This window comes from Novosphingobium sp. G106 (assembly GCF_019075875.1).
GTDB lineage: Bacteria > Pseudomonadota > Alphaproteobacteria > Sphingomonadales > Sphingomonadaceae > Novosphingobium.
The window spans coordinates 2,726,629-2,747,184 of sequence record NZ_JAHOOZ010000001.1; the positions used below are offsets into that span (position 1 = coordinate 2,726,629).

Annotated in this window: 14 protein-coding genes and 2 pseudogenes; 8 read left to right on the forward strand and 8 right to left on the reverse strand. The window is 67.0% G+C overall.

The annotated features are described in order from the left end of the window. Positions 1–44: 44 nt before the first annotated feature. A pseudogene (locus KRR38_RS13060) lies at positions 45–2,462 on the forward strand (tandem-95 repeat protein); the annotation flags it as partial. Between the two features lie 211 nt (positions 2,463–2,673). Beyond that, a complete protein-coding gene (locus KRR38_RS37750; protein WP_375293461.1) occupies positions 2,674–3,099 on the forward strand; it encodes a hypothetical protein in 426 nt (141 codons plus the stop codon). Positions 3,100–3,187: 88 nt separating this feature from the next. Here the strand turns inward: KRR38_RS37750 and KRR38_RS13065 are convergent, their stop codons facing one another. Beyond that, positions 3,188–4,066, reverse strand: a complete 879-nt coding sequence (locus KRR38_RS13065; RefSeq protein ID WP_217402127.1) for a TauD/TfdA family dioxygenase — start codon at positions 4,064–4,066, stop codon at positions 3,188–3,190. 155 nt (positions 4,067–4,221) lie between these two features. Between KRR38_RS13065 and KRR38_RS13070 the strand changes: the two genes are divergently transcribed. Together KRR38_RS13070 and KRR38_RS13075 are read left to right on the forward strand one after the other, a co-directional pair. After that, a complete protein-coding gene (locus tag KRR38_RS13070; protein WP_217402129.1) occupies positions 4,222–5,574 on the forward strand; it encodes an MmgE/PrpD family protein in 1,353 nt (450 codons plus the stop codon). Next, a complete protein-coding gene (locus KRR38_RS13075) occupies positions 5,571–6,479 on the forward strand; it encodes an oxaloacetate decarboxylase (RefSeq protein WP_217402131.1) in 909 nt (302 codons plus the stop codon). The genes KRR38_RS13070 and KRR38_RS13075 overlap by 4 nt, the downstream gene beginning before the upstream one ends. Positions 6,480–6,481: 2 nt before the next feature. On the opposite strand, the gene KRR38_RS13080 is transcribed toward KRR38_RS13075, so the two are convergent. Continuing rightward, complete coding sequence (locus KRR38_RS13080; RefSeq protein WP_217402133.1) at positions 6,482–7,177, reverse strand: TetR/AcrR family transcriptional regulator; 696 nt, start codon at positions 7,175–7,177, stop codon at positions 6,482–6,484. A gap of 92 nt (positions 7,178–7,269) precedes the next feature. Between KRR38_RS13080 and KRR38_RS13085 the strand changes: the two genes are divergently transcribed. Genes KRR38_RS13085 through KRR38_RS13095 form a run of 3 tightly spaced genes read left to right on the forward strand, consistent with a single transcriptional unit; the run spans position 7,270 to position 9,645 of the window. Continuing rightward, positions 7,270–8,100 carry an alpha/beta fold hydrolase gene (locus tag KRR38_RS13085; protein WP_217402135.1) on the forward strand — a complete coding sequence of 277 codons (831 nt, stop codon included), beginning with the start codon at positions 7,270–7,272 and terminating at the stop codon, positions 8,098–8,100. Between the two features lie 22 nt (positions 8,101–8,122). After that, positions 8,123–8,554: a cupin domain-containing protein gene (locus KRR38_RS13090; protein WP_217402137.1), complete on the forward strand. Its 432-nt coding sequence runs from the start codon at positions 8,123–8,125 to the stop codon at positions 8,552–8,554. Further along, positions 8,551–9,645 (forward strand): DUF2332 domain-containing protein, encoded by a 1,095-nt coding sequence (locus KRR38_RS13095; protein WP_217402139.1) that lies wholly within the window; start codon positions 8,551–8,553, stop codon positions 9,643–9,645. Before KRR38_RS13090 ends, KRR38_RS13095 begins: the two co-directional genes overlap by 4 nt. On the opposite strand, the gene cobA is transcribed toward KRR38_RS13095, so the two are convergent. The 6 genes and pseudogenes from cobA to KRR38_RS13125 form a co-directional block, all read right to left on the reverse strand. After that, positions 9,612–10,400: a uroporphyrinogen-III C-methyltransferase gene (cobA, locus tag KRR38_RS13100; RefSeq protein ID WP_217402141.1), complete on the reverse strand. Its 789-nt coding sequence runs from the start codon at positions 10,398–10,400 to the stop codon at positions 9,612–9,614. The genes KRR38_RS13095 and cobA overlap by 34 nt on opposite strands. Continuing rightward, a complete protein-coding gene (locus KRR38_RS13105) occupies positions 10,393–12,993 on the reverse strand; it encodes a nitrate reductase (protein WP_217402143.1) in 2,601 nt (866 codons plus the stop codon). Before KRR38_RS13105 ends, cobA begins: the two co-directional genes overlap by 8 nt. A gap of 4 nt (positions 12,994–12,997) precedes the next feature. Then, a complete protein-coding gene (gene nirD, locus KRR38_RS13110) occupies positions 12,998–13,354 on the reverse strand; it encodes a nitrite reductase small subunit NirD (protein ID WP_217402145.1) in 357 nt (118 codons plus the stop codon). After that, a pseudogene (gene nirB, locus KRR38_RS13115) lies at positions 13,354–15,832 on the reverse strand (nitrite reductase large subunit NirB). The gene nirD and the pseudogene nirB overlap by 1 nt, the downstream one beginning before the upstream one ends. 224 nt (positions 15,833–16,056) lie before the next feature. After that, positions 16,057–17,367 (reverse strand): alginate export family protein, encoded by a 1,311-nt coding sequence (locus KRR38_RS13120; protein ID WP_217402146.1) that lies wholly within the window; start codon positions 17,365–17,367, stop codon positions 16,057–16,059. Between the two features lie 114 nt (positions 17,368–17,481). Beyond that, the gene (locus KRR38_RS13125) at positions 17,482–18,732 is read right to left on the reverse strand and encodes a NarK/NasA family nitrate transporter (protein WP_254514782.1); all 1,251 of its coding nucleotides are present in this window, start codon (positions 18,730–18,732) and stop codon (positions 17,482–17,484) included. Positions 18,733–18,824: 92 nt separating this feature from the next. On the opposite strand from KRR38_RS13125, the gene KRR38_RS13130 reads away from it, so the two are divergent. Further along, a complete protein-coding gene (locus KRR38_RS13130) occupies positions 18,825–20,516 on the forward strand; it encodes a bifunctional protein-serine/threonine kinase/phosphatase (protein ID WP_217402147.1) in 1,692 nt (563 codons plus the stop codon). Positions 20,517–20,556 lie beyond the last annotated feature (40 nt).

The following is a 20,556-nucleotide window of genomic DNA, read 5'->3' on the forward strand; positions in this document are numbered from 1 at the left end:
GAAGATGGTCGCCGGAACCCTTCCGGCACAACCACTGCAAGCGTATGACGTCCGGCGCGCGGTTTTCAATCTGCCGGAGCGGAAAGACTAGGCCGGGTCGGTATAGTCGAACACATAGCCCAGCGAACTACGCGGTCACCGTCAATGTCGACGATACCACGCTCGGCAGCACGCCGGACGCGAGCGTCAATTTCTCGCTCAACCTCACGGATGTTGCCGAAGGTCCGCAGCCGACCGTGCGCATCACCGAAGTGGCGCCGTGGGCGAGCGGCAGCAGCCCGGGCGGGGCCGACTGGTTCGAAGTGACCAACACCGGTGCCGTCGCGGTGAACCTCACCGGCTGGAAGATGGACGACAACTCCAATGCCTTCGGCAACGCGGTCGCGCTCAGTGGCGTCACCAACCTCGCCGTGGGCGAATCGGTGATCTTCATCGAAGCGCCCGCCGGTGCCAGCGCGTCGCAGATCGCCGCGCTCAAGGCGGCTTTCATCGACACCTGGTTCGGCGGCCATCCGCCAGTCAACCTGCAGATCGGCACCTACTGCGGCAGCGGCGTCGGCCTCAGCACCGGCGGTGACGCGGTCAATCTCTACAACGCCAGCGGGGTCCTGCAGGCCAATGTGAGCTTCGGCGCTTCGCCGAACGGTCCCTTCCCGACTTTCGACAACACCGCCGGCCTCAACAATGCCGCGATCACGACGGTCAGCTCGGTCGGCACCAACGGCGCTTTCAACGCGGCGCACGATGGTGCCGAAGTCGGTTCGCCTGGCGGCGACCTCGTCCTCGGCAACAACGGCCCGCTGTTCAGCTCGCCTTCGGCTTTCGCCGTCGACGAGAACCAGACCGCGGCGGCGCACCTGACTGCGACCGACGCCGATGGCGACCACCTGACCTACTCGATCTCGGGCGGCCTCGACGCCGACCTCTTCACGATCGACGCCGAAACCGGCGTGATCAGCTTCAAGGCGGCGCCGAACTTCGAAGCCCCGACCGACGCCGATCACGACGGGGTCTATGAAATCGACGTCGCGGTCGACGACGGCCACGGCCTCGTCGGCGAAGACAGCATCAAGGTGACCGTAAGCAATGTCAACGAAGGCCCGCTGTTCAGCTCGCCCTCGACTTTCGCAGCCGACGAGAATCAGACTGCAGCAGCGCAGCTGGCCGCGACGGATGCCGACGGCGACCACCTGACTTACTCGATCTCGGGCGGCCTCGACGCCGACCTGTTCACGATCGATACCGCGACCGGTGCGATCAGCTTCAAGGCTGCGCCGAACTTCGAGGCCCCGGCCGATGCCGATCACGACAACGTCTATGAGATCGACGTCGCGGTCGACGACGGCCATGGCCTCGTCGGCGAGGACAGCATCAAGGTCACCGTCGGCAACGTCAACGAAGGCCCGCTGTTCACCTCGCCTTCGGCCTTCGCGGTCGGCGAGAACCAGACCGCGGCGGCGCAGCTGACTGCCACCGACCCGGACGGCGACCACCTGACCTACACGATCTCGGGTGGCCTCGATGCCGACCTGTTCACGATCGATGCGGCCACCGGAGTGATCACCTTCAAGGCAGCGCCGGACTTCGACGCTCCAAGCGATGCGAACCACGACAACGTCTATGAAATCGACGTAGCGGTGGACGACGGTCACGGCCTCGTCGGCGAGGACAGCATCAAGGTCACCGTCGGCAACCTGAACGAGGCCCCGGCACTGACGGGTGCCCAGGCCGTGCTGGCGAACGGCACCGAGGATCTGTCCTACGTCGTGTCGGCGGCCAGCCTGCTCCAGGGCTTCACCGATGCCGACGGCGACACGCTTTCGGTGGTCGGCCTGACGGCGAACCACGGTGTAGTTGTCGACAACCACGACGGCACGTTCACGATCACGCCGGCGGCGAACTACAACGGTGCGGTGTCGTTGTCCTACACCGTGTCGGACGGCAACGGCGGCAGCCTCGCGGCTTCGCAGGGCTTTGCTCTCGCGGCGGTCAACGATGCGCCGACCGCGCTGGCGCTCAGCAACTCGACGCTTCCCGAGCAGCGGCCGAACAACACGCTCGTGGGCACGCTGATCCCGACCGACGTCGATAACGCCTCGGGCTTCACCTATACCCTGCTCGATAGCGCCGGCGGCCGCTTCTACCTGAACTCGGCCACGGGACAGGTCTTCGTCGGCAACGGCTCGCTGCTCGATTACGAAGCCTCGACCCACTACACCATCGACGTCCAGGTCAAGGACGCGGCCGGGGCGACCTTCCACCAGCAGCTGACCATCAACCTCACCAACGTGGTCGAGAACCAGTCCTACTCGGGCACCGCGGCGGCCAACGTCTTCACCGCGCCGACCGAGGACAACTGGACCGTCGACGGCAAGGGCGGCGCCGACGTCATCACCACGCTCTCGGGGAGCGACACGATCTTTGCCGGTGCCGGCAACGACACGGTCCACACCGGCGGCGGCAACGACGTGATCTACTTCACCGGTGCCGGCGGCGGCTTCGACGCCATCGACGGCGGTGCGGGCAATGACACGATCCTGGTGAATGCGGTCAACACGGTGATCGGGCTGAGTTCGATCAGCGGCATCGAGACGATCTCGGCGGGCGGTTTTGCCGGGGTCAAGATCTCGGGCACGACCGGCGACGACGTGCTCGACTTCTCGGGGGGCGACCTTGGTCGGCATCACCTCGATCAACGGCGGCACGGGCAACGACACGCTGACCGGCAGCGCCGGCGACGACCACATCGACGGCGGCCTGGGCACCGACGTCCTGACCGGCGGCGCGGGCAACGACACCTTCGTCTTCACTGCCGCGGGCCACACCAAGAACGGCGGTGCCTTCGCCGATCACATCACCGACTTCGCGCTCGGCGACCTGATCGACCTCAGCACCATCGACGCCAACGGCACCCTCGCCGGCAACCAGGCCTTCACCTTCATCGGCGAAGCCGCCTTCACCGGCCTGGGCCAGCTGCGGATCGGCATGGACAACGGCCACGTTGCCATCTTCGGCAACATCTCGGGCAACGCCAACGCCGAGTTCGAGATCATCCTCGACAACAACCATGCCATGCAGGCGTCAGACTTCATCCTCTGAACGCCCGCTCAACACCCAAACACACTCACGGCGCGCTCCCCAAAAGGAGCGCGCCGTTTCGTTCGTTGGGATACGAAAAGAGGAAGAGTCAGGCCGGACCGAGCGAGCAGGAGTCGTCGGTAGTCTCAACCCTGCGCATTTCGCGCCGCTCGGCATGATCGAAGCGCCGTCCGCGATGCACGGTGCAGCGGTTGTCGGCCATGACGAGATCGCCCGGCTGCCAGTGGTGGCTATAGACATGCTCGCGCTGGCCGATGTGCTCGATCAGTTCGTGCGCCAGCGCGCGGCCTTCGGGTAGCGGCATGTTCTCGATCGCGAAGACCTTGCTGTCGCACCACAGAACCTTGCGCCCCGAACCCGGGTGCGTGCGGATCAGCGGCCAGCGCGCCTTGGCGAAAGCGCTGCGCTCCGCCTCGCTGTCGGGAATCTTGAGCCAGTCGCGCGTGTTGTGCGACCAGAACACGCCTACCTTGTCGGCGATCCAGGCGCGGGTGTCGTCGTCGAGGCTGTCGTGGGCGGCACGCAGGTCGGCATATTGCGTCGCCCCGCCCCGCTCGACCGCGGTGACCGCGTTGAGGATCGAGTAGCGGATCGGCGTGTGCTTGTAGGACCCGTCGCTGTGCCAGAAGCGGTTGCCGACCGTGGTGATCGTCTGCCAGTGCTCGGGGCCGGCGACATTGCCCTCGGCGTCGATGTTGGAGATGTCGGTCACCGTATCGAGGCCGAGCCGGTTCTGGACATGGTTCAGCAGCTTCTTCTGCAGCGTCGTATCGACCTCGCCGAAGGCGGCACCGAAAGCGACCAGTTCCTCCTTCTCGAGCAACTGGCCCGGGAAGACGAGAACCCCATAGGCGTCGCAAGCGCGGACGATGGCATCGCGATCCGCGGTGTCCAGCGGGCGGTGCAGATCGACACCGGTAACGCGTGCGACGAAATCGCCCTGCACGGGCGTGATGGTGATCGGCATGAAGGTCTCCTGTAGCCTCCTCCTAGACCGGATCGCGGGGGTGCGTAGCAGCGGCGACTTTGCGCTTTCGGCAAAGAAGCAAATGAATCCATCGCCGGCCTCTGGCCTTGCCGCGCCGCAACCGCGATGAAGAGGGGCACTATCGGGAGATCGCGGTGTCGGGAAATGGGCTGACTGCCGGTCTGGCGCGGATGATCGCGCGAGGGGCAGATGCGCCTGTCGACCCCGCGGCGGTCGGCGCGGCCAGGCGCGCCTTCATCGATACCTTGGGAGTCGCTCTGGCGGGCTGGCAGGAGCCGGGCATAGGCCAGCTCGCCGCGACCTTGAGCGCGGGTGACGAAGCAATCGCACTGTACGGCGGAAGGCGCCTGTCCGCGCGTGATGCAGCCCTTCTCAACGGCATGGCCGCGCATATGCTCGACTACGACGACGTCGCCGCGCATGGCCATCCTAGCGTGGTGCTGGTGCCGGCGATCCTGGCCGAGGCGCAGCGGCTCAGCGCGCCCGGCTCGGCGGCACTCCGAGCCTATGTGCTCGGCTACGAGGCCTGGGCCGAACTCGCCTGGCGCGAGACCGGCAGCTATCACCTCGGCTCCTGGCATCCTACCGCGATGCTCGGGACAATCGCGGCGACCGTTGCCGTGGCGGCCTTGAACCGGCTCGATCCGGTGAGTGCCGGCCATGCCGTCGCCATCGCGGCAAGCTTCACCGGCGGCGTCATCGGCAATTTCGGAACGCCGATCAAGCCGCTCCAGGCGGGCCGCGCCGCCGCCAACGCGATCGAGGCGGTCCGGCTGGCCGCAGCGGGACTGACCGCATCGGCAAGCGCGCTCGAAGGCCCGCATGGCCTGCTGCGCGGAATCTCTCCCTCCGGCGCAGTCGATACCCATGCACCGCCACGCCTGGCGCAGGGGCCCGATGACTGGCGGCTGCTGAGCGAGGGGCTATCGGTCAAGCGCTATCCGGTCTGCTATGCATCGCACCGCGCGATCGATGGGGTGATCGGCCTCGCGACCGAAAACGGACTGACTGCCGCGGATGTCGCAAGCGTCACGGTCGGTCTGGGCCGAGCGCAGGCCGCGACGCTCCGCTTCGCCCATCCCACGACCGGCCTGGAAGCGCGGTTCAGCCTGCATCACAATGTCGCCGCCGCATTGGTCGATCGCGCCGTCGGTTTCGCGCAGCTTTCGGACGACTATGTCCGCCGCGCCGACATCGCCGCGTATTATGCCCTGACACGGATGGAGCTCGTCGATGAGGAATGCCCGGACCAGCCCGGCATGGCGAAGTTCGATCGCGTGGTGATCGAGACGCGCGACGGGCGGCGCCTCGATAGCGGGCCGATCCGCCATCCGCAGGGGCATGCCCGCCAGCCGCTGGCCGACGCCGATCTCGACGTCAAGTTCCTCGATTGCGCGCGGCATGGCGGGGTCGAGGACCGGCCGGCCCTGCTCGCTCGCCTGCGCCGCCTCGAAGAGCTCAACGATCTGCGGGAGTTGACAGCATGAGCGCAGGCAAACGCTTCCGCGCACTGATCGACCGCACCGGCTGCCTCGTCACGCCGGGAGTCTACGACGCACTGTCGGCCCGGATCGCCGAACAGGTCGGCTTCGAGGCCCTGGCGATCAGCGGCTTCGGCGTCGAGGCCGCGCTGCTCGGCAAGCCCGATGTTGGCCTGCTGACGCTGAGCGAACTCGTCGGCCAGGCACGGCGCATCGCCGGCGTGGTCGACGTTCCCGTGACCTGCGACGGTGAGACCGGCTTCGGCGGCGTCCACAACATCGCGCGGCTGGTGCGCGAGATGGAGGACTGCGGGATTGCCGCGATCCAGCTCGAGGATCAGCACGGTCCCAAGCGCTGCCCGGCGCTCGACGGCCGCAGCGTGGTCAGCCTGGAGGAACAGCTCGCGCGGCTCGGCGCTGCCCTCGCCGCGCGGCGCGATCCCGATTTCGTCGTCATCGCCCGCTCGGACGCCGACCTGCTCGGCATCGACGAGTTGATCCTGCGCTGCAACCGCTACCTGGCGGCAGGCGCGGACATAGCCATGCCGATCTGCTTCGTCGTCGATGGCCGCCCGATTTCGGAGCTGACACCCGACGACCAGATGGAGGTCTATGCGCGGCTCGCGCGTGAGATCGACGGGCCCGTCAAGGGCGTGCTGATCCCCGCGGGCTATGCCGCGAGCGACATGGCAGCGATCGGCTACAAGGTCATGGGTCTTACCGGCGGCCCGATCGAGGCAGCGGTCAACGCCCTTCACCGCTCGCTCGCCGAACTGCACCGCAGCGGCACCGAGGCGGCCTATCGCGCGGCCAACCCGCCCAAGATCGCCGCGCCGGGCGGGATCATGAAACTGCTGGGGATCGACGCGCTGCTCGATTTCGAAGCGCGTTTCCAGGGCAGCAGCAAATGAGCCTAGGCGGCGATCTCGCTCATCTGCCAGGCGTCGAGCTGGCGCGCGCCCTCGGCGCTGACCGCACCGATCAGCAGCAGGCGGTTGCCGGTGACCATCTGCCGGCGCAGTTCGATGGCATCGCCGCCGGCCGCCCACTCGTACATCATGAAGGTGTTGAGCCGGGTGATCTGCGCCGCGAGTGCTTCGAGATCGGCATCGGGGCGAAGGCTGCCCTCGCGCGCCAGCCGGCGCAGGTGGCCCATCTTGATCGCCGATCCGTGACGCTGGAGCACGGCGAGCGGCTCGGCCGCGCCAACCGCCGAGGTCACCATCGCGCGCAGGAAATCGGGCGTCGCGGCGGCGCAGTGGAAGTACATCTCGGCAAGATCGAGGAACAGCGCAGGCCCCTGCGAGAAGGCGCCGAGCGCCTCCCAGACCGCGGTCGTGTGCTCGTTGATCGCGCTGACCATCAGTTCCTCGCGCCGGCCGAAGCTGTTGCGCAGGGTCTGGACAGTGACGCCGCACTCCTGCGCAACGCGGCGCAGCGTGAAGTTCTCCTGCCCCTGGGCGAGCACTGCACGGGTGGTCGCAAGGATTCCGGCGCGCCGCGCGCGCTGCCGCTGGTACGAATTGCGCGCCTCCGCCACCGGGCGTTCGGCAGCGAGCAGCGCGGTATAGGGATTGGGCACGATCCGCGGATCGAACATCGCTTGCACCAGCCGTTTCTCCCATCGCGGACCGTTGTCTCGCCGGCGGCCCGGATAGCCAAGATCGCCCGCGCGACCAGCCCCTGTCAATGGCATGCCCCATGCCGAGTCTGACGATCGACGGCACAGAGCTGAACTATCAGCTTACCGGCAAGGGCCGGCCGGCCTTCGTGCTGATCCACGGAGGGTGTTGCGCACTTTCGGACTGGCATGCGCAGATCGACGGCCTGAGCCGCGACTCTACCGTCTTGGCGATGGATCTGCGCAGCCACGGCGGCTCAACCGGTACCGAGGTTCTGCTGTCGGTTCGGCGATGGGCTGCGGACGTGAACGCGCTGATCGAAGCGCTCGATCTCGCGCCCGCGATCATCGTCGGGCACAGCCTCGGCTCGCGCATCGCCAGCGAAGTGGTGGTACAGCGGCCCGCGAATGCGGCGGCGCTGGTCCTGCTCGACGGCAGCCGCGTAATCGGCGGCCTTGCCGCGACCGAGCCGCAGCCGGGCTCCACCAAAGCGCAAGGTGGCGACATGAGCCTTGCCGCGATCCTCGACCGTACCGCCGGCCCCTACGCCGACGCCGCGACCCGCGCGCATGTCATCCGAACGATGTCGTCACCGCCCGAGGCCGTAATGTGGGCCGCGGTGAAGGCGCTGGAGGACTGGGACCGCGAACGCGCGGACGAGGTCTTGGCCGCCCTGCCAAGGCAGCTTCCGGTACTCGCCATCCAGAGCACCTATCACGACAACTTCACCCCGCGCTGCAGCTTCGATAGCGATAGGGAATCAAGCCCTTACCTCGACCACCTGCGCAAGGCCCTGCCCCAACTCGCCGTGCAGATCCTGCCGCGGACGGGGCATTTCAGCATGATGGAACGGCCCGAAGAGGTCACCACGGCACTGCGCGAATTCGGCCTCGCCGCAACGCGAGGTTGAATAGAACGAGAGAGGAAAGAAGATGGCGAAAGTCCGCATAACCACGCCCGACAAGGTTCCCTGGCAGGTCGCCGGCATGCGCGAACAGAGCGAGGCGGCGAAGGCGATCCTGCCCGATGGCGGCCCCGCGAGCGCCTACAAGATCCGCGAGCCCGGCACGGCCGAAACGCCGCAACTCGTCGAGTTGCGCATGCATCCGCACGAAGTGGTCGAGCTGCATTGCCACGACGAGGACGAGATCATGTACATCGTCTCGGGCGAGATGCTCCTGGGCAACCGCAAGGTCGGCCCCGGCGCCACGGTCACGATCGGCGGCGGGGTGTTCTACGGGTTCAAGGCCGGGCCCGAAGGCGTGCATTTCCTCAATTTCCGCGCGCATATCGACAATTCGTTCCACCTGCCGGGCAAGCGCCAGTTCGTCGATGCGGCGGCACCAACCGGAGTTTCGCAATGACCGCAGCCTCGCTCGACGATGCCCGCCTGGAAGAGGCCGCGGCCGGCTTCCGCGCTCACGAGGAGATCTTCCGCAGGATGCGCGCGTCGCTGTTCTCGGAATTCTCCCGCCAGGCGGCGGAGGACACGGAGATGCTCGCTCTGGCGCTGGGCGGCATGGATGCCGCGGCGCCTGCGCACCTGTTTTCGGCGGTCCATTACCTGCTCCTGCGTGATCCCGGCGATCCGCTGGCGCGGCATTTCGCCACGATCGATCCCGACCCGCTGCCGCCCGAAGGCGCCTATCCGAAGCTCGTCAGCTTCTGCCGGGCCCACCGGGACGAACTGCGCGAACTGCTCGAAACCCGCACCGTCCAGACCACCTATGCCGAGCGCTGCCGTGCACTGCTCGCCCCGATGTGCGTCGTCGCGCGCGAAGCCGGCGAGCCGCTGAACCTCGTCGAGATCGGCTGCAGCGGCGGCGTGCTGCTGGCTTTCGACAAGTTCGCCTACAAGCTCAACGATCAGGGCCTCGTCGGCTCACCCGACGCGCCGCTCCTGCTCGAAGGCGAGCTCCACGGTGGTCCCGAGCTGTTCATTCCCGAGATCGGCAAGCGCACCGGGATCGACCTGCATACGATCGACGTCAGTTCCGAGGACGAGCGCCGCTGGCTGCTGGCGCTGTGCTTCCCCGAACTGCGCGACGAGCAGGAACGGCTGGCCAAGGCGCTCGACGTGGTCGCCCAGACCGACATCCGCCTGATGGAAGGCGACGCACTGGTCCACCTGCCAGCCGCACTGGCCGACACGCCCGACCCGATCTGCGTGTTCCATTCGGCCTGCATCTTCTACTGGCCGGCCGAAGCCCGCACCAAGCTGCACGAAATGCTGCTCGAAGCCAGTCGCGCGCGGCCGATCTGGCGCATCGCCATCGAGCCGGCCTTCGTGTTCGACGACTGGGACAATCCCGGCGCCGACATCAGCGCGGACAGGCGCAACCTCAAGATCGGCGGGATCAGCCTGATCCGCTACCGCGACGGCAAGGCCGAGCGTCAGATCCTCGGCTGGCCGAATTCGGACTACGGCATCGTTCGCTGGGAAAACGCCGAATAGGATAGCGGGGCCGGCACTGCTTCGTCGACGCGCATCGCCTCGCCAATCAGCAGCAACGCCGGCCCGTCACCAAGCGCCGTCCTTGCGGCGAGCGGCAGCAGGTCGAGCCGGGTGGTGAAGCGGCGTTCGTCGGGCAGGCTGGCGTTCTCGACCATGGCGACCGGCGTCGAGCCCGGAAGCCCGGCGGTGATCAGACCGACCGTCAGCATCTGGGCCGAGCTCTTGCCCATGTAGACCGCCAGCGTCGCCTGCGGATCGGCCGCGGCCTGCCAGTCGATGTCGAGCTTGTCGCCCGCCTGGGCGTGGGCCGTCAGGAAGACCAGCTTGCGCGCGAGCCCGCGCAGGGTCAGCGAAGCGCCCAGTCCCGCCGCGGCAGCGCTGGCCGCGGTTACCCCGGGGCAGATATGCACCGGCACACCGGCTGCGCGGCAGGCTGTGAGTTCCTCGGTCGAACGGCCGAAAATCGACGGATCGCCGCCTTTGAGCCGGACCACGCGCTCGCCGGCGAGCGCGGCCTCGACGATCAGCTTGTCGATCGTCTTCTGGTCCTTCGAGTGGCGCCCCGAACGCTTGCCGACGTGGACGAGCCGCGTGCCCGGCCGTGCGAGATCGAGCACGCCGGGGCCAACGAGCGCATCGTAGAACACGACGCTCGCCTCGCCTATCAGCCGCTCGGCCTTACGCGTCAGCAGCTCGGGATCGCCAGGTCCGGCACCGACGAGCCAGACTTCTCCGGGGTGGATAGGATCAACCATGTGCTGCTTCCTTGGTTTCGCCGATCAGGCGCTGGATGGCGGGACGGCAGGAACCGCAATTTGTCCCTGCGGACAGTGCCTTGCCGACGGCTTCGACCGAAACAAGTCCTTGTGTGCCAATGGCTTCGATGATAGTCTTCATGCCGACATCGAAGCAGACGCAGACGATCGGCCCGCGGTCTGCCTGCGGCGCCGCGGGTCGGCCGGCAAGCAGTTCGATCGACGAGGCCATGCCCGCCGCCGCGAGTTGCGAGATCAGCCAATCGCGCGACGGCGTCCGCCCGCTGCGCGTGACGAACAGCGCGGCGATCAACTGGCCGTCCTCGATCACCGCGACGCGCAGACCGCCGCGGGCCTGGTCGACAGTCTCGATCCGCTCGCCCTTGGGCAGCACGGCCTTGGCGAGCACGGCGGGATCGCCGTCGCCGGCCACTTCGACCAGCCAGCCCTGCAGCACGCGGACCTTGGTCGCATAGGCTGCGGGAATCGTATCGGGGATCTCGCGCGCGATCACGAAGCCGCGCCATTCGGGCATCAGCTTCTCGATCCGCACGGGCGTGTTCTTGAAGCCCGGCTGGCCCGAGACGGGATCGACCAGCGGCCGCGGCAGCAGGCCGGTGCGGCCGCCGGTCGACTGGCGGTCGGTCCAGTGGATCGGCGTGAACACCTCTCCGCGGCGCTGACCCTCGCTGAGCAGGGCACGGAACACCGAATCGCCCTGCGGTGTCGAGACCTGAACGAGATCGTCGGCCGCGATGTCGTGTTCGGCGGCATCGGCCGGATGGATCTCGACCAGCGGCTCGCGGCGGTGCTGCGAAAGCTTGGGCGACAGCCCCGTGCGCGTCATCGTATGCCACTGGTCGCGGTAACGCCCGGTGTTCAACGTCATCGGCCATTTGGCGAGCGGCTTCTCCATCGCCATCTGCTGGGTCGCAACCAGCCGCGCCTTGCCGTCCGGCGTGCAGAAGCGCCCGTCGGCGAATGGCGCGTCACCCCAGCGAAACGGCTCCATTGCGTCGTAGGCGGGATTGGAGATCACCGCATGGTGACCGATGTCGAACAGCCGCTTGCCCTCGTTGCGGTAGGTCGAGAGACGGGCATGTTCGCGGTAGATGTCGGCCGGGCGATCGTAGGCGAAGGCCTCGGTCCAGCCCATCGCCTGCGCCACCTGGGTGATGATCCACCAGTCGGGCTTGGCCTCGCCGGCCAGCGGGAACAGCGCGCGCTGGCGGCTGATCAGACGGTCGCTGTTAGTGACCGTGCCATTCTTCTCGCCCCAGCCCGCTGCGGGCAGCTTCACATGGGCGAAACGAGCGGTGTCAGTATCGCCGATGCAGTCCGACACTACGACGAAAGGACAAGTCGCCAGCGCCTCGCGCACCAGCCCGGCGTCGGGCAGCGAGACCGCGGGATTGGTCGCCATGATCCACAGCGCCTTGATCCGCCCCTCGCGGACCTGACGGAACAGGTCGACGGCTTTCAGGCCAGGCTTCGAAGCCATGCGAGGTGCTGCCCAGAAGCGCTTGACTGTGGCCATATTTTCCGGCGCAAAATCCATGTGCGCCGCGAGCGTCGAGGCGAGCCCGCCGACCTCGCGGCCACCCATGGCGTTGGGCTGGCCGGTGATCGAGAAAGGCGCCGCGCCGGGCTTGCCGATCCGCCCGGTGGCCAGATGGACATTGATGATCGCATTGACCTGATCGGTGCCGCGGACTGACTGGTTGATGCCCTGGCTGAACAAGGTGACGGTGCGCGGATTGTTGGCGAACAGCTCGTAGAAGGCCAGCAGGTCGGCCGGCGGCAGGTCGCAGGCCGCGGCGGTGGACCACAGGTCGCTGCCTTCGCTCAGGGTTTCCCAGAACCCTTCGGGCGTGTTCACGCAGTCCTCGAGATAGCCCTCGTCAAGCAGGCCCTTGTCGCGGCAATGGGCGAGCAGCCCGTTCATCAACGCGACGTCGCTGCCCGGCCGCAAAGACAGATGGAGGTCGGCGTCCTCGCAGGTCTCGGTCCGGCGCGGGTCGATGACGACGAGCTTGGTCCCGCGCGCGGCACGGGCGGCCATGATCCGCTGATAGACGATCGGATGGCACCAGGCGGTGTTCGAGCCGATCAGCACTATCAGGTCGGCCTGATCGAGATCCTCGTAAGTCGCCGGAACCACATCCTCGCCGAAAGCGCGGATATGCCCTGCCACCGCGCTCGACATGCAGAGCCGCGAGTTGGTGTCGATATTGCCGCTGCCGATGAAGCCCTTCATCAGCTTGTTGGCGACATAGTAGTCCTCGGTCAGCAGTTGGCCGGAGACATAGAAGGCAACCGCGTCAGGGCCATAGCGGTCGATCGTATCGGCGAATCTTTTCGCCACGCGATCGATCGCCCGGTCCCAAGTGACCCGCTTGCCACCGATCTCCGGATAGAGCAGCCGGCCTTCGAGACCGACCGTCTCGCCCAGATGCGTGCCTTTTGAGCAGAGCTTGCCCGCATTGGCGGGATGCTCTTGATCGCCCTTTATCGTCACCTCGCGGCCGTCGACCGCGGCCTTGATGCCGCAGCCGACGCCGCAATAGGCGCAGGTGGTGCGGATCTCCTTCATCGTGTCAGGCCGCCTTCGCCACCGGCTTGCGCCGCTGGACGACCGCCTCGCGCAGCAGGTAAATCCGGCCGGCATCGACCTTCAGGGGGATCGTCGGGACGCAGCCCTCGTCGTCACCGAGCGCCTCGCCGGTCTTGAGCGAGATGTTCCAGTTGTGCAGGGGGCAGGTCACGACGTTGCCGTGGACGATGCCTTGGCTGAGCGGCCCCTGCTTGTGGGGGCACTGGTTGAACAGCGCATAGAAATGGTTGTCCAGCGTATGGAACACCGCGATTTCCAGCCCCCCACGAACCGGCAGAGTGCGGGCATTGCCCGGAGCGATCTGGTCCGTCGGACCGATGTCGAGCCAATCACCAATCATCAAACGAACTCCAGAGGGCGTACTTCGGCAAGGTGCTGGTGCAGTTCGGAGTCCTCACCCGCGGCGCGCTTGGCCCAGGGATCGTCCTGCATGAACTGCTGTGAATAGCGGAACTTGGCAGCAAGAGTTCGCACCGCTTCGGGGTCGTCGAACAGCCCGGCCTTGACGTGATCGAGCCCGACACGCTCGATCCAGGGGGCGGTTCGTTCGAGATACCAGGCCTGTTCGCGGTAGAGCTGGATGAAGGCCGCGCAGACCTCCATCGCCTCTTCCTCGCTCGCGACCTTGCAGAGCAGGTCGGTGGCGCGGACCTTGATCCCGCCGTTCCCGCCGACGTGAAGTTCGTAGCCCGAGTCTACGCAGACCACGCCGAAGTCCTTGATCGTTGCTTCGGCGCAATTGCGCGGGCAGCCCGAGACCGCGATCTTGAACTTGTGCGGCATCCACGAGCCCCAGGTCATCTGCTCGATCTTGACGCCAAGCCCGGTCGAATCCTGGGTTCCGAACCGGCACCACTCGCTGCCAACGCAGGTTTTCACGGTGCGTAGGCTCTTGCCATAGGCATGGCCCGAGACCATGCCGGCCGCGTTAAGATCGGCCCAGACGGCAGGCAGATCCTCCTTCTTGATCCCGAAGATGTCGAGCCGCTGGCCGCCGGTGACCTTGACCATCGGCGCGTCGTACTTCTCGACGACGTCGGCGATCGCCCGCAGTTCGCGCGGGTTGGTCAGCCCGCCCCACATGCGCGGGACGACCGAATAGGTACCATCCTTCTGGATGTTGGCGTGCATTCGCTCGTTGACGAAGCGGCTCTGCTGGTCGTCGACATAAACGCCCGGCCAGGCGGCGAGCAGATAGTAGTTGAGCGCCGGGCGGCACGAGGAGCAGCCGTCAGGCGTCGTCCAGTGCAGTTCCTGCATCACCTGAGGTATCGCCTTCAACTCCTTCTCAAGGATCAGGCGGCGTACGTCGTCGTGGCTGAAGCTGGTGCACTTGCAAACGGTCTTGGGGCCTGACTGGATATCGTCGCCCAGGGTGATCTTGAGCAGACTTTCGACCAGCCCGGTGCAGGATCCGCAGCTTGCCGAAGCCTTGCACTGCGAGCGCACTGCATCGAGGCTGCAAGCGCCCTGCTGGATCGTCGCGACGACCTTGCCCTTGGAAACGCCGTTGCAACCGCAGATCTCGGCATCATCCGAGAGGGCGGCAACGGCCGCATTAGGGTCCGTGAGGGCGCCCCCCCGAAGCAAAGGCCTGGCCGAAGATCAGCGCGTCGCGGATGTCGGAGACGTCCTCGCCCTTCTTCAGCAGGTCGAAGTACCACGAGCCGTCGGCGGTATCGCCGTAGAGTACCGCGCCGACCAGCTTGTCGTCCTTGACGATCACGCGCTTGTAAACGCCGCGGGCGGCGTCGCGCATGACGATGTCCTCGGCGCCGTCGCCGCCCGAGAAATCGCCGGCGGAGAACAGGTCGATGCCCGAAACCTTGAGCTTGGTCGAAGTGACCGAGCCCTCGTAGCCGGTGGGCTGGTCGGTCGCGTGATCGGCCAGCGCTCGGCACATGTCCCAGAGCGGCGCGACGAGCCCGTAACACAGGCCGCGATGCTGGACGCACTCGCCCACGGCCATGATCGCGGGATCCGACGTGACCATGTGGTCGTCGACCATGATGCCGCGCTCGACTTCGAGGCCCGCCGCCTTGCCCAGCGCCGTGGCGGGGCGGATGCCGACCGCCATGACGACGATGTCGGCAGCGATCTCACGTCCGTCCTTGAGCTTCACGCCGGCAACGTGGCCATCTTTCTCGACGATCTCGGCCGTATCCGCCCCGGTCAGGATAACCTGGCCGCGGCGTTCGAGTTCGGCCTTGAGCAGCCAGCCGGCGGCTTCGTCGAGCTGGCGTTCCATCAAGGTCGGCATCAGGTGGATCACGGTGACCGACATGCCTCGCAGGTTGAGGCCGTGCGCCGCCTCGAGCCCGAGCAGGCCCCCGCCGATGACCACCGCCGAACCGCCCTTCTCCGCCGCGGCGAGCATCTTGTCGACGTCGTCGAGGTCGCGGAAGGTCACCACGCCGGGCAGCTTGTGGCCGGGCACGGGGATGATGAACGGATCGGAGCCCGTGGCGATCAGCAGCCGATCATAGGGTTCGACCCGGCCCGAGCGGGCGATGACGGTCTGCGTCGCGCGGTCGATCTGCTCGACCGGGTCGCCCGAGATCAGCTCGATGCCGTTCTCTTCGTACCATTCGGCGCTGTTGATGACGATGTCGTCGAAGGCCTTCTCGCCGGCCAGCACCGGCGAGAGCATTATGCGGTTGTAGTTCACCCGCGGCTCGGCGCCGAAGATCGCGATCGAGTAGCGACCCGGATCGCGCGCGAGGATTTCCTCGACCGCGCGGCAGCCGGCCATGCCGTTGCCGATTACCACCAGCCGCTCGCGGCCGCTGGCTTCCCGGTTGTCGTTTCCGAATGTCATCGGCGCATTCACGTCGCGTCTCCGTGCCTGACGCGCACAACGAAAAAGCCGCCTCGAAATGATCCTTTTGAGGGATCTTTCGGGCGGCTCCGTTGCCACGCGTTGTCTAAAGTAAGCTGCTGCGCTGATATCGCCCGACGTTGGACGGCGATGCTTTGCTCTGCTCCCTGACTAACCGATTCGGGGGTCAGGGAGCAAGGCCTATTTTGCAGTGCAGCAATTGCTCAGAACGATACCTCGGCCTGAAGCCAGAATTTCTCGGTATCCTGGTCGCCCGCGAAATCAGCCGCGCCGTGGCGCTTGTAGTTGGCGTACTTCGCCAGGATGGCGACCTGCTTCACTTTGAAGCCGAGCGAAGCGTCCCATTCGTCGCCGTAGTCGAGATGGCCGATGTCGCTGTCGAACTTGTGCCAGATCACCGCGGCGTTCAGACCGGGCAGCGCCTTCACCCCATCGAACTTGTAGGCGACGCCAGCGTAGTAGTCGCGCAGGCCCTTATTCGGCGTCGTCAGGAACATGTCCGCCCAGCCGTTTAACTTGTGCAAGGTTGCCATCGGCGTCTGCACCGCCCGGCTCGCGCCGGCAGCGGCCGTGCGGTCGCTGCCGAGTTCCTCGTAGCCGCCGGTCAGAGTCAGCTTGTCGACGGCCAGCCCGGCTTCGCCCGCGATATAGTCGGCGGCATAGTTTACCGGGTTCTTGCCGTAGTCGCTTTGCCGGGCATAGCTGGCCATCAGGTTCAGCTTGACCTTCTTGGCCAGCGCAAACGATCCAGTCGCCTTGCCGCCATAGGTCTGCGAGCTATTGGCCAGGAAGAAGCTCGGATCATAGTCGAGCAGATAGGAGAACGCCCGCAGGTTGATCGGGCCGAGCTTGCCCGTGGCGTTGAGGAAGACGAAATCGCCCTTGTAATGCTGGCGCGGCCCCGTGCCCGGTGCAAAATCCGCAGCGCGGCCAGCGTCTATTCCGAAGATCGTCCGCTGGCTGATCGCATAGGTCGCGTCGAGCGCCACCGGCCCCAGTTTCGCCTCGCCGCGCACCGCGTCGAAGGTCTGCTCGTTCTGCCGCCAGCCGACCGAGCCGACCCAGCGCTGGTCGTCAATGTTGATCCGCTGCCGACCGAGCGTGAGCGTCGCAGCCTTGCTCTTGTACTGGATCTGCGCCCGATTGAGGTCGATGTTCTCGGGATCGGGAATGGTCGAGAACTGCGGGCGCCGCTGCTTCACCGCGACGGCGAAGGGAAAGGCGTTGTAGTCGGCGCCGATCGCTAGGGTGCCTTCACCCTCGACGAGCAGCGACAGGCCCGACACATGCTTGAGCTCGACGCCGGCACGGAGCCGCAGGGTGACGGCGTCGGCATCGGTCGTGGGTTGATCGACATGCTCCCAGCGCAGCCGGGCGTCGATGATCGGGTCGAGCGTAAAGCCGTCACCGACCTGCACGGGAGCACCGAACTTCGGCGCGGCGGGGGCGGCGAGCGCAGGCTGCGCGAAACCGAGCGGCGCCGCGAGTGCGGCCACCGTCAAAATCTTCCTCATGTTTTAGATCCCTTCCTGACGGGTTTTTCTGGCGTCAGGCCCCTCCCCGTCCGGCCGCGGTCATGCGCGGTCCGGTGGACGGAGGCTTTCGCCCCCGCCCATTATCGTCTCTGATCAGATGCGCACGCCCTGGACCGCGGCACCCCAGGTCGTCCGCCAGCGGGTCTTGACCATGGTGAGGCCGAGGAGCGCGACCACCGCGAGACTGGCGAAGATCAGGAAGCCCGGCGTGGCGCTGCCGGTCAGCTTCTTGGCGAAGCCGAGCGACGAGGCGAGGTAAAAGCCGCCGACGCCGCCGCCGAAGCCGACGAGCCCGGTCATCACGCCGATCTCCTTGCGGAAGCGTTGCGGCACGAGCTGGAACACCGCGCCGTTACCGATGCCCAGAGTGCCCATGACCAGCAGGAACAGGCAGAAGGTCAGCGGCAGAGAGGCAGCGCTGAGCGCGATGCCGACGAGCACCAGGGCAGCCAGCAGATAGACCACGGTCAGCGTCTTGATCCCGCCGAAACGGTCGGCGAAGGCGCCGCCGATCGGGCGGAGCAGCGACCCTGCGAACACCGCCGCCGCCGTGCAGTAACCGGCCACCACCGGGGTCAGCCCGTAGCTGTCAGCGTAGTAGGTCGGCAGCGAGTTGGAGAGGCCGACAAAGCCGCCGAAAGTGACGAAGTAGAACAGCATGAACCACCAGGCGTCCTTCTCCTTCAGCACTTCGGCATAGGCCGACAGCGACTTGGGTGCGGGCTGGTCGGGGGAGTCCTTGGCGGCGATCATGTAGTAGATGAACACGGCCACCAGCGGGATCAGCGCGAGGCCGAACACGTTGTTCCAGCCGAACATCTTGGCGAGCAGCGGCGCGAACAGCGAGGCGAGAACGGTGCCCGAATTGCCCATGCCGGCGATGCCCATGGCCTTGCCCTGGTGCTCCGGCGGATACCAGCGGCTGGCGAGCGGCAGCGCCACGGCGAAGCTCGCCCCGGCGAAGCCCAGCAGCACGCCGACCGCGAGCGTGCCTTCGTAGGTCGAAATGCCGAAATGCCAGGCCGCGGCGAGGCCGGCGATGACGATCAGTTGGTTGATCGCGCCGACCAGCTTGGGTCCTAGCCGGTCGACCGACAGGCCGTTGACCAGTCGGAGCACCGCACCGGCCAAGGTCGGAATGGCGACCATCAGGCCCTTTTGCGCTGGGTCGAGACCGAGGTCCTTCGAGATGATCGGCGCCAGCGGGCCGAGCATCACCCAGACCATGAACGAGACGTCGAAATAGAGGAACGCGGCGAACAGCGTCGCCCGGTTCCCCGATTTCCAGAAACTGGCACCTGTTTCCATGCGGGCGCCCTCACTTGGCATGGCTAGCGTGTTCATTGGCATGACCCCTTCGGACTTGACGAGACGGAAGTGAAAACGATCCTCACGCGGGCGGGCGTGGCGCCCGCACATGTGAGGGAGCGGGAAATTTGCGCGATGCGGGCGAACTCGTGCTGGCGGCCGGCTTTGCCAGCGCCGTCGGGCCGCGCGAGGAGAACCAGGATTTCGGCGGCGTCCACCTGGGCAGCGCGCTCGAACGCGCCCGCCACGGCGTGATTGCCGCGGTGGCGGACGGCGTTAGCGGCGGCAAGCGGGGCCGCGTGGCGGCGGAGCTTGCGGTGCGGGCACTGATCGAGGGCTTCTACGCGATGCCCGATACGCTGGGTCCGGCGAAGGCGATGCAGCGTCCGCTGGCCGCCTACAACCGCTGGCTGCACGGCATGGGCCGCGGCGACGACATGGAGAACGCCGCGACGACCTTCACCGCTCTGGCGCTGCGCGGCCGGCGCGCGCACCTGGCGCACGTCGGCGACAGCCGCGCCTGGCGCTTTGCCGGCGGGCGGCTGGCCTGCCTCACGACCGATCACGTCCGCCCCGAGCCCGACTTGCGCCACGTGCTGATCCGCGCGCTTGGCATGGAGGCCGAGTTGCGGCTCGATCACTCGACGATCGAGCTGGCCGAGCACGACCGCCTGCTGCTGACCAGCGACGGCGTCCACGGAACACTGAGCGCGGCCAGGATCGCGGCAATCCTGGGCTGCCAGATGTCGGCCGAAGCGACCGCCGAGGAACTCGTCGAGGCAGCGCTCGCCGCGGGCGGCAAGGATAACGCCACCGCCGTGCTGATCGACGTCGTCCGCCTGCCCGCGCCCGATCACGAAGGCATCCTCTCGGGCCTGTCCGCCCTGCCCTCGATCGCGCCGCCTGCGGTGGGCGCCAGCTTCGACGGCTTCCGCATCGAGCGCGTGCTGAGCGAAGGGCGCTATGCGATCCTGCTCGTCGCCGAGGACGGCGAGGACGGCAGCAAGGTCGTGCTCAAGTTCCCGCGGCAGGGCGCGCTCAGCGAACGCGCGATTCGCCTGGCCTTCGCCCGCGAAGTGCTGCTCGCCCAGCGCGTCGCCAGCCCATTCGTGCTCGCCGCCCACCCGGTGCGACCCGAGCGGCAGACCGCGCTCTACTGCGTCCAGCCTTTGCTCGAGGGCGAGACCATGGCGCAGAAGCTGGCCGGCGGCCTGCCCTCGCTGAAGCTCGGCGTCGAGCAGGCGATCCGGCTCACTCGCGCGGTCGCGGCGCTGCACCGGCTCGAAGTGGTCCACCGCGACATCAAGCCCGACAATGTCATGCTCACCACCGACGGCGGTCTCAAGCTGATCGACCTCGGCGTCGCGCGGTTGCCGCGGGTCGAGGATTTCCACGGCGACGAGATCCCCGGCACGCCGGGTTTCATGGCGCCCGAGCAGTTCGCCGGGAACGCCGGCGACGCGCTGACCGACCAGTTCGCGCTGGGCGTCACGCTCTACCGCTGGCTGACCGGCCACTGGCCCTTCGGCGAGCAGGAAGCCTTCCAGCGCCCGCGCTTCGGCCGTCCGGTGCCGCCGTCCAAGTACCGCGCCGAGATCCCCAGCTGGCTCGACGACGCGATCCTGACCGCAATCCAGCCCGACCCAGATGCGCGCTTCGCTGACGTGATCGACCTGCTGCGCGCGCTCGAACGTGGCGGCTCGCTCGAAGTCCGCCCGCGCCGCCCGCTGCCGCTGATCGAGCGCAACCCGGTGGCCTTCTGGCAGGCGGTCAGCGCAGCGCTGGCGCTGGGCCTCGTCCTGTCGCTGATCCTGCACTAGCCTCATCGGCCGCTTGCTCCGCCCTGCGGACAACGCAAAA

Bases quoted from the DNA above. Each gene is read 5' to 3' on its own strand.
- nirD (WP_217402145.1), bottom strand. From the start codon at position 13,354: ATGATTGGTGATTGGCTCGACATCGGTCCGACGGACCAGATCGCTCCG.
- KRR38_RS13125 (WP_254514782.1), bottom strand. From the start codon at position 18,732: ATGAACACGCTAGCCATGCCAAGTGAGGGCGCCCGCATGGAAACAGGT.
- cobA (WP_217402141.1), bottom strand. From the start codon at position 10,400: ATGGTTGATCCTATCCACCCCGGAGAAGTCTGGCTCGTCGGTGCCGGA.
- KRR38_RS13085 (WP_217402135.1), top strand. From the start codon at position 7,270: ATGCCGAGTCTGACGATCGACGGCACAGAGCTGAACTATCAGCTTACC.
- KRR38_RS13120 (WP_217402146.1), bottom strand. From the start codon at position 17,367: ATGAGGAAGATTTTGACGGTGGCCGCACTCGCGGCGCCGCTCGGTTTC.
- KRR38_RS13095 (WP_217402139.1), top strand. From the start codon at position 8,551: ATGACCGCAGCCTCGCTCGACGATGCCCGCCTGGAAGAGGCCGCGGCC.
- KRR38_RS13090 (WP_217402137.1), top strand. From the start codon at position 8,123: ATGGCGAAAGTCCGCATAACCACGCCCGACAAGGTTCCCTGGCAGGTC.
- KRR38_RS13075 (WP_217402131.1), top strand. From the start codon at position 5,571: ATGAGCGCAGGCAAACGCTTCCGCGCACTGATCGACCGCACCGGCTGC.
- KRR38_RS13065 (WP_217402127.1), bottom strand. From the start codon at position 4,066: ATGCCGATCACCATCACGCCCGTGCAGGGCGATTTCGTCGCACGCGTT.
- KRR38_RS13105 (WP_217402143.1), bottom strand. From the start codon at position 12,993: ATGAAGGAGATCCGCACCACCTGCGCCTATTGCGGCGTCGGCTGCGGC.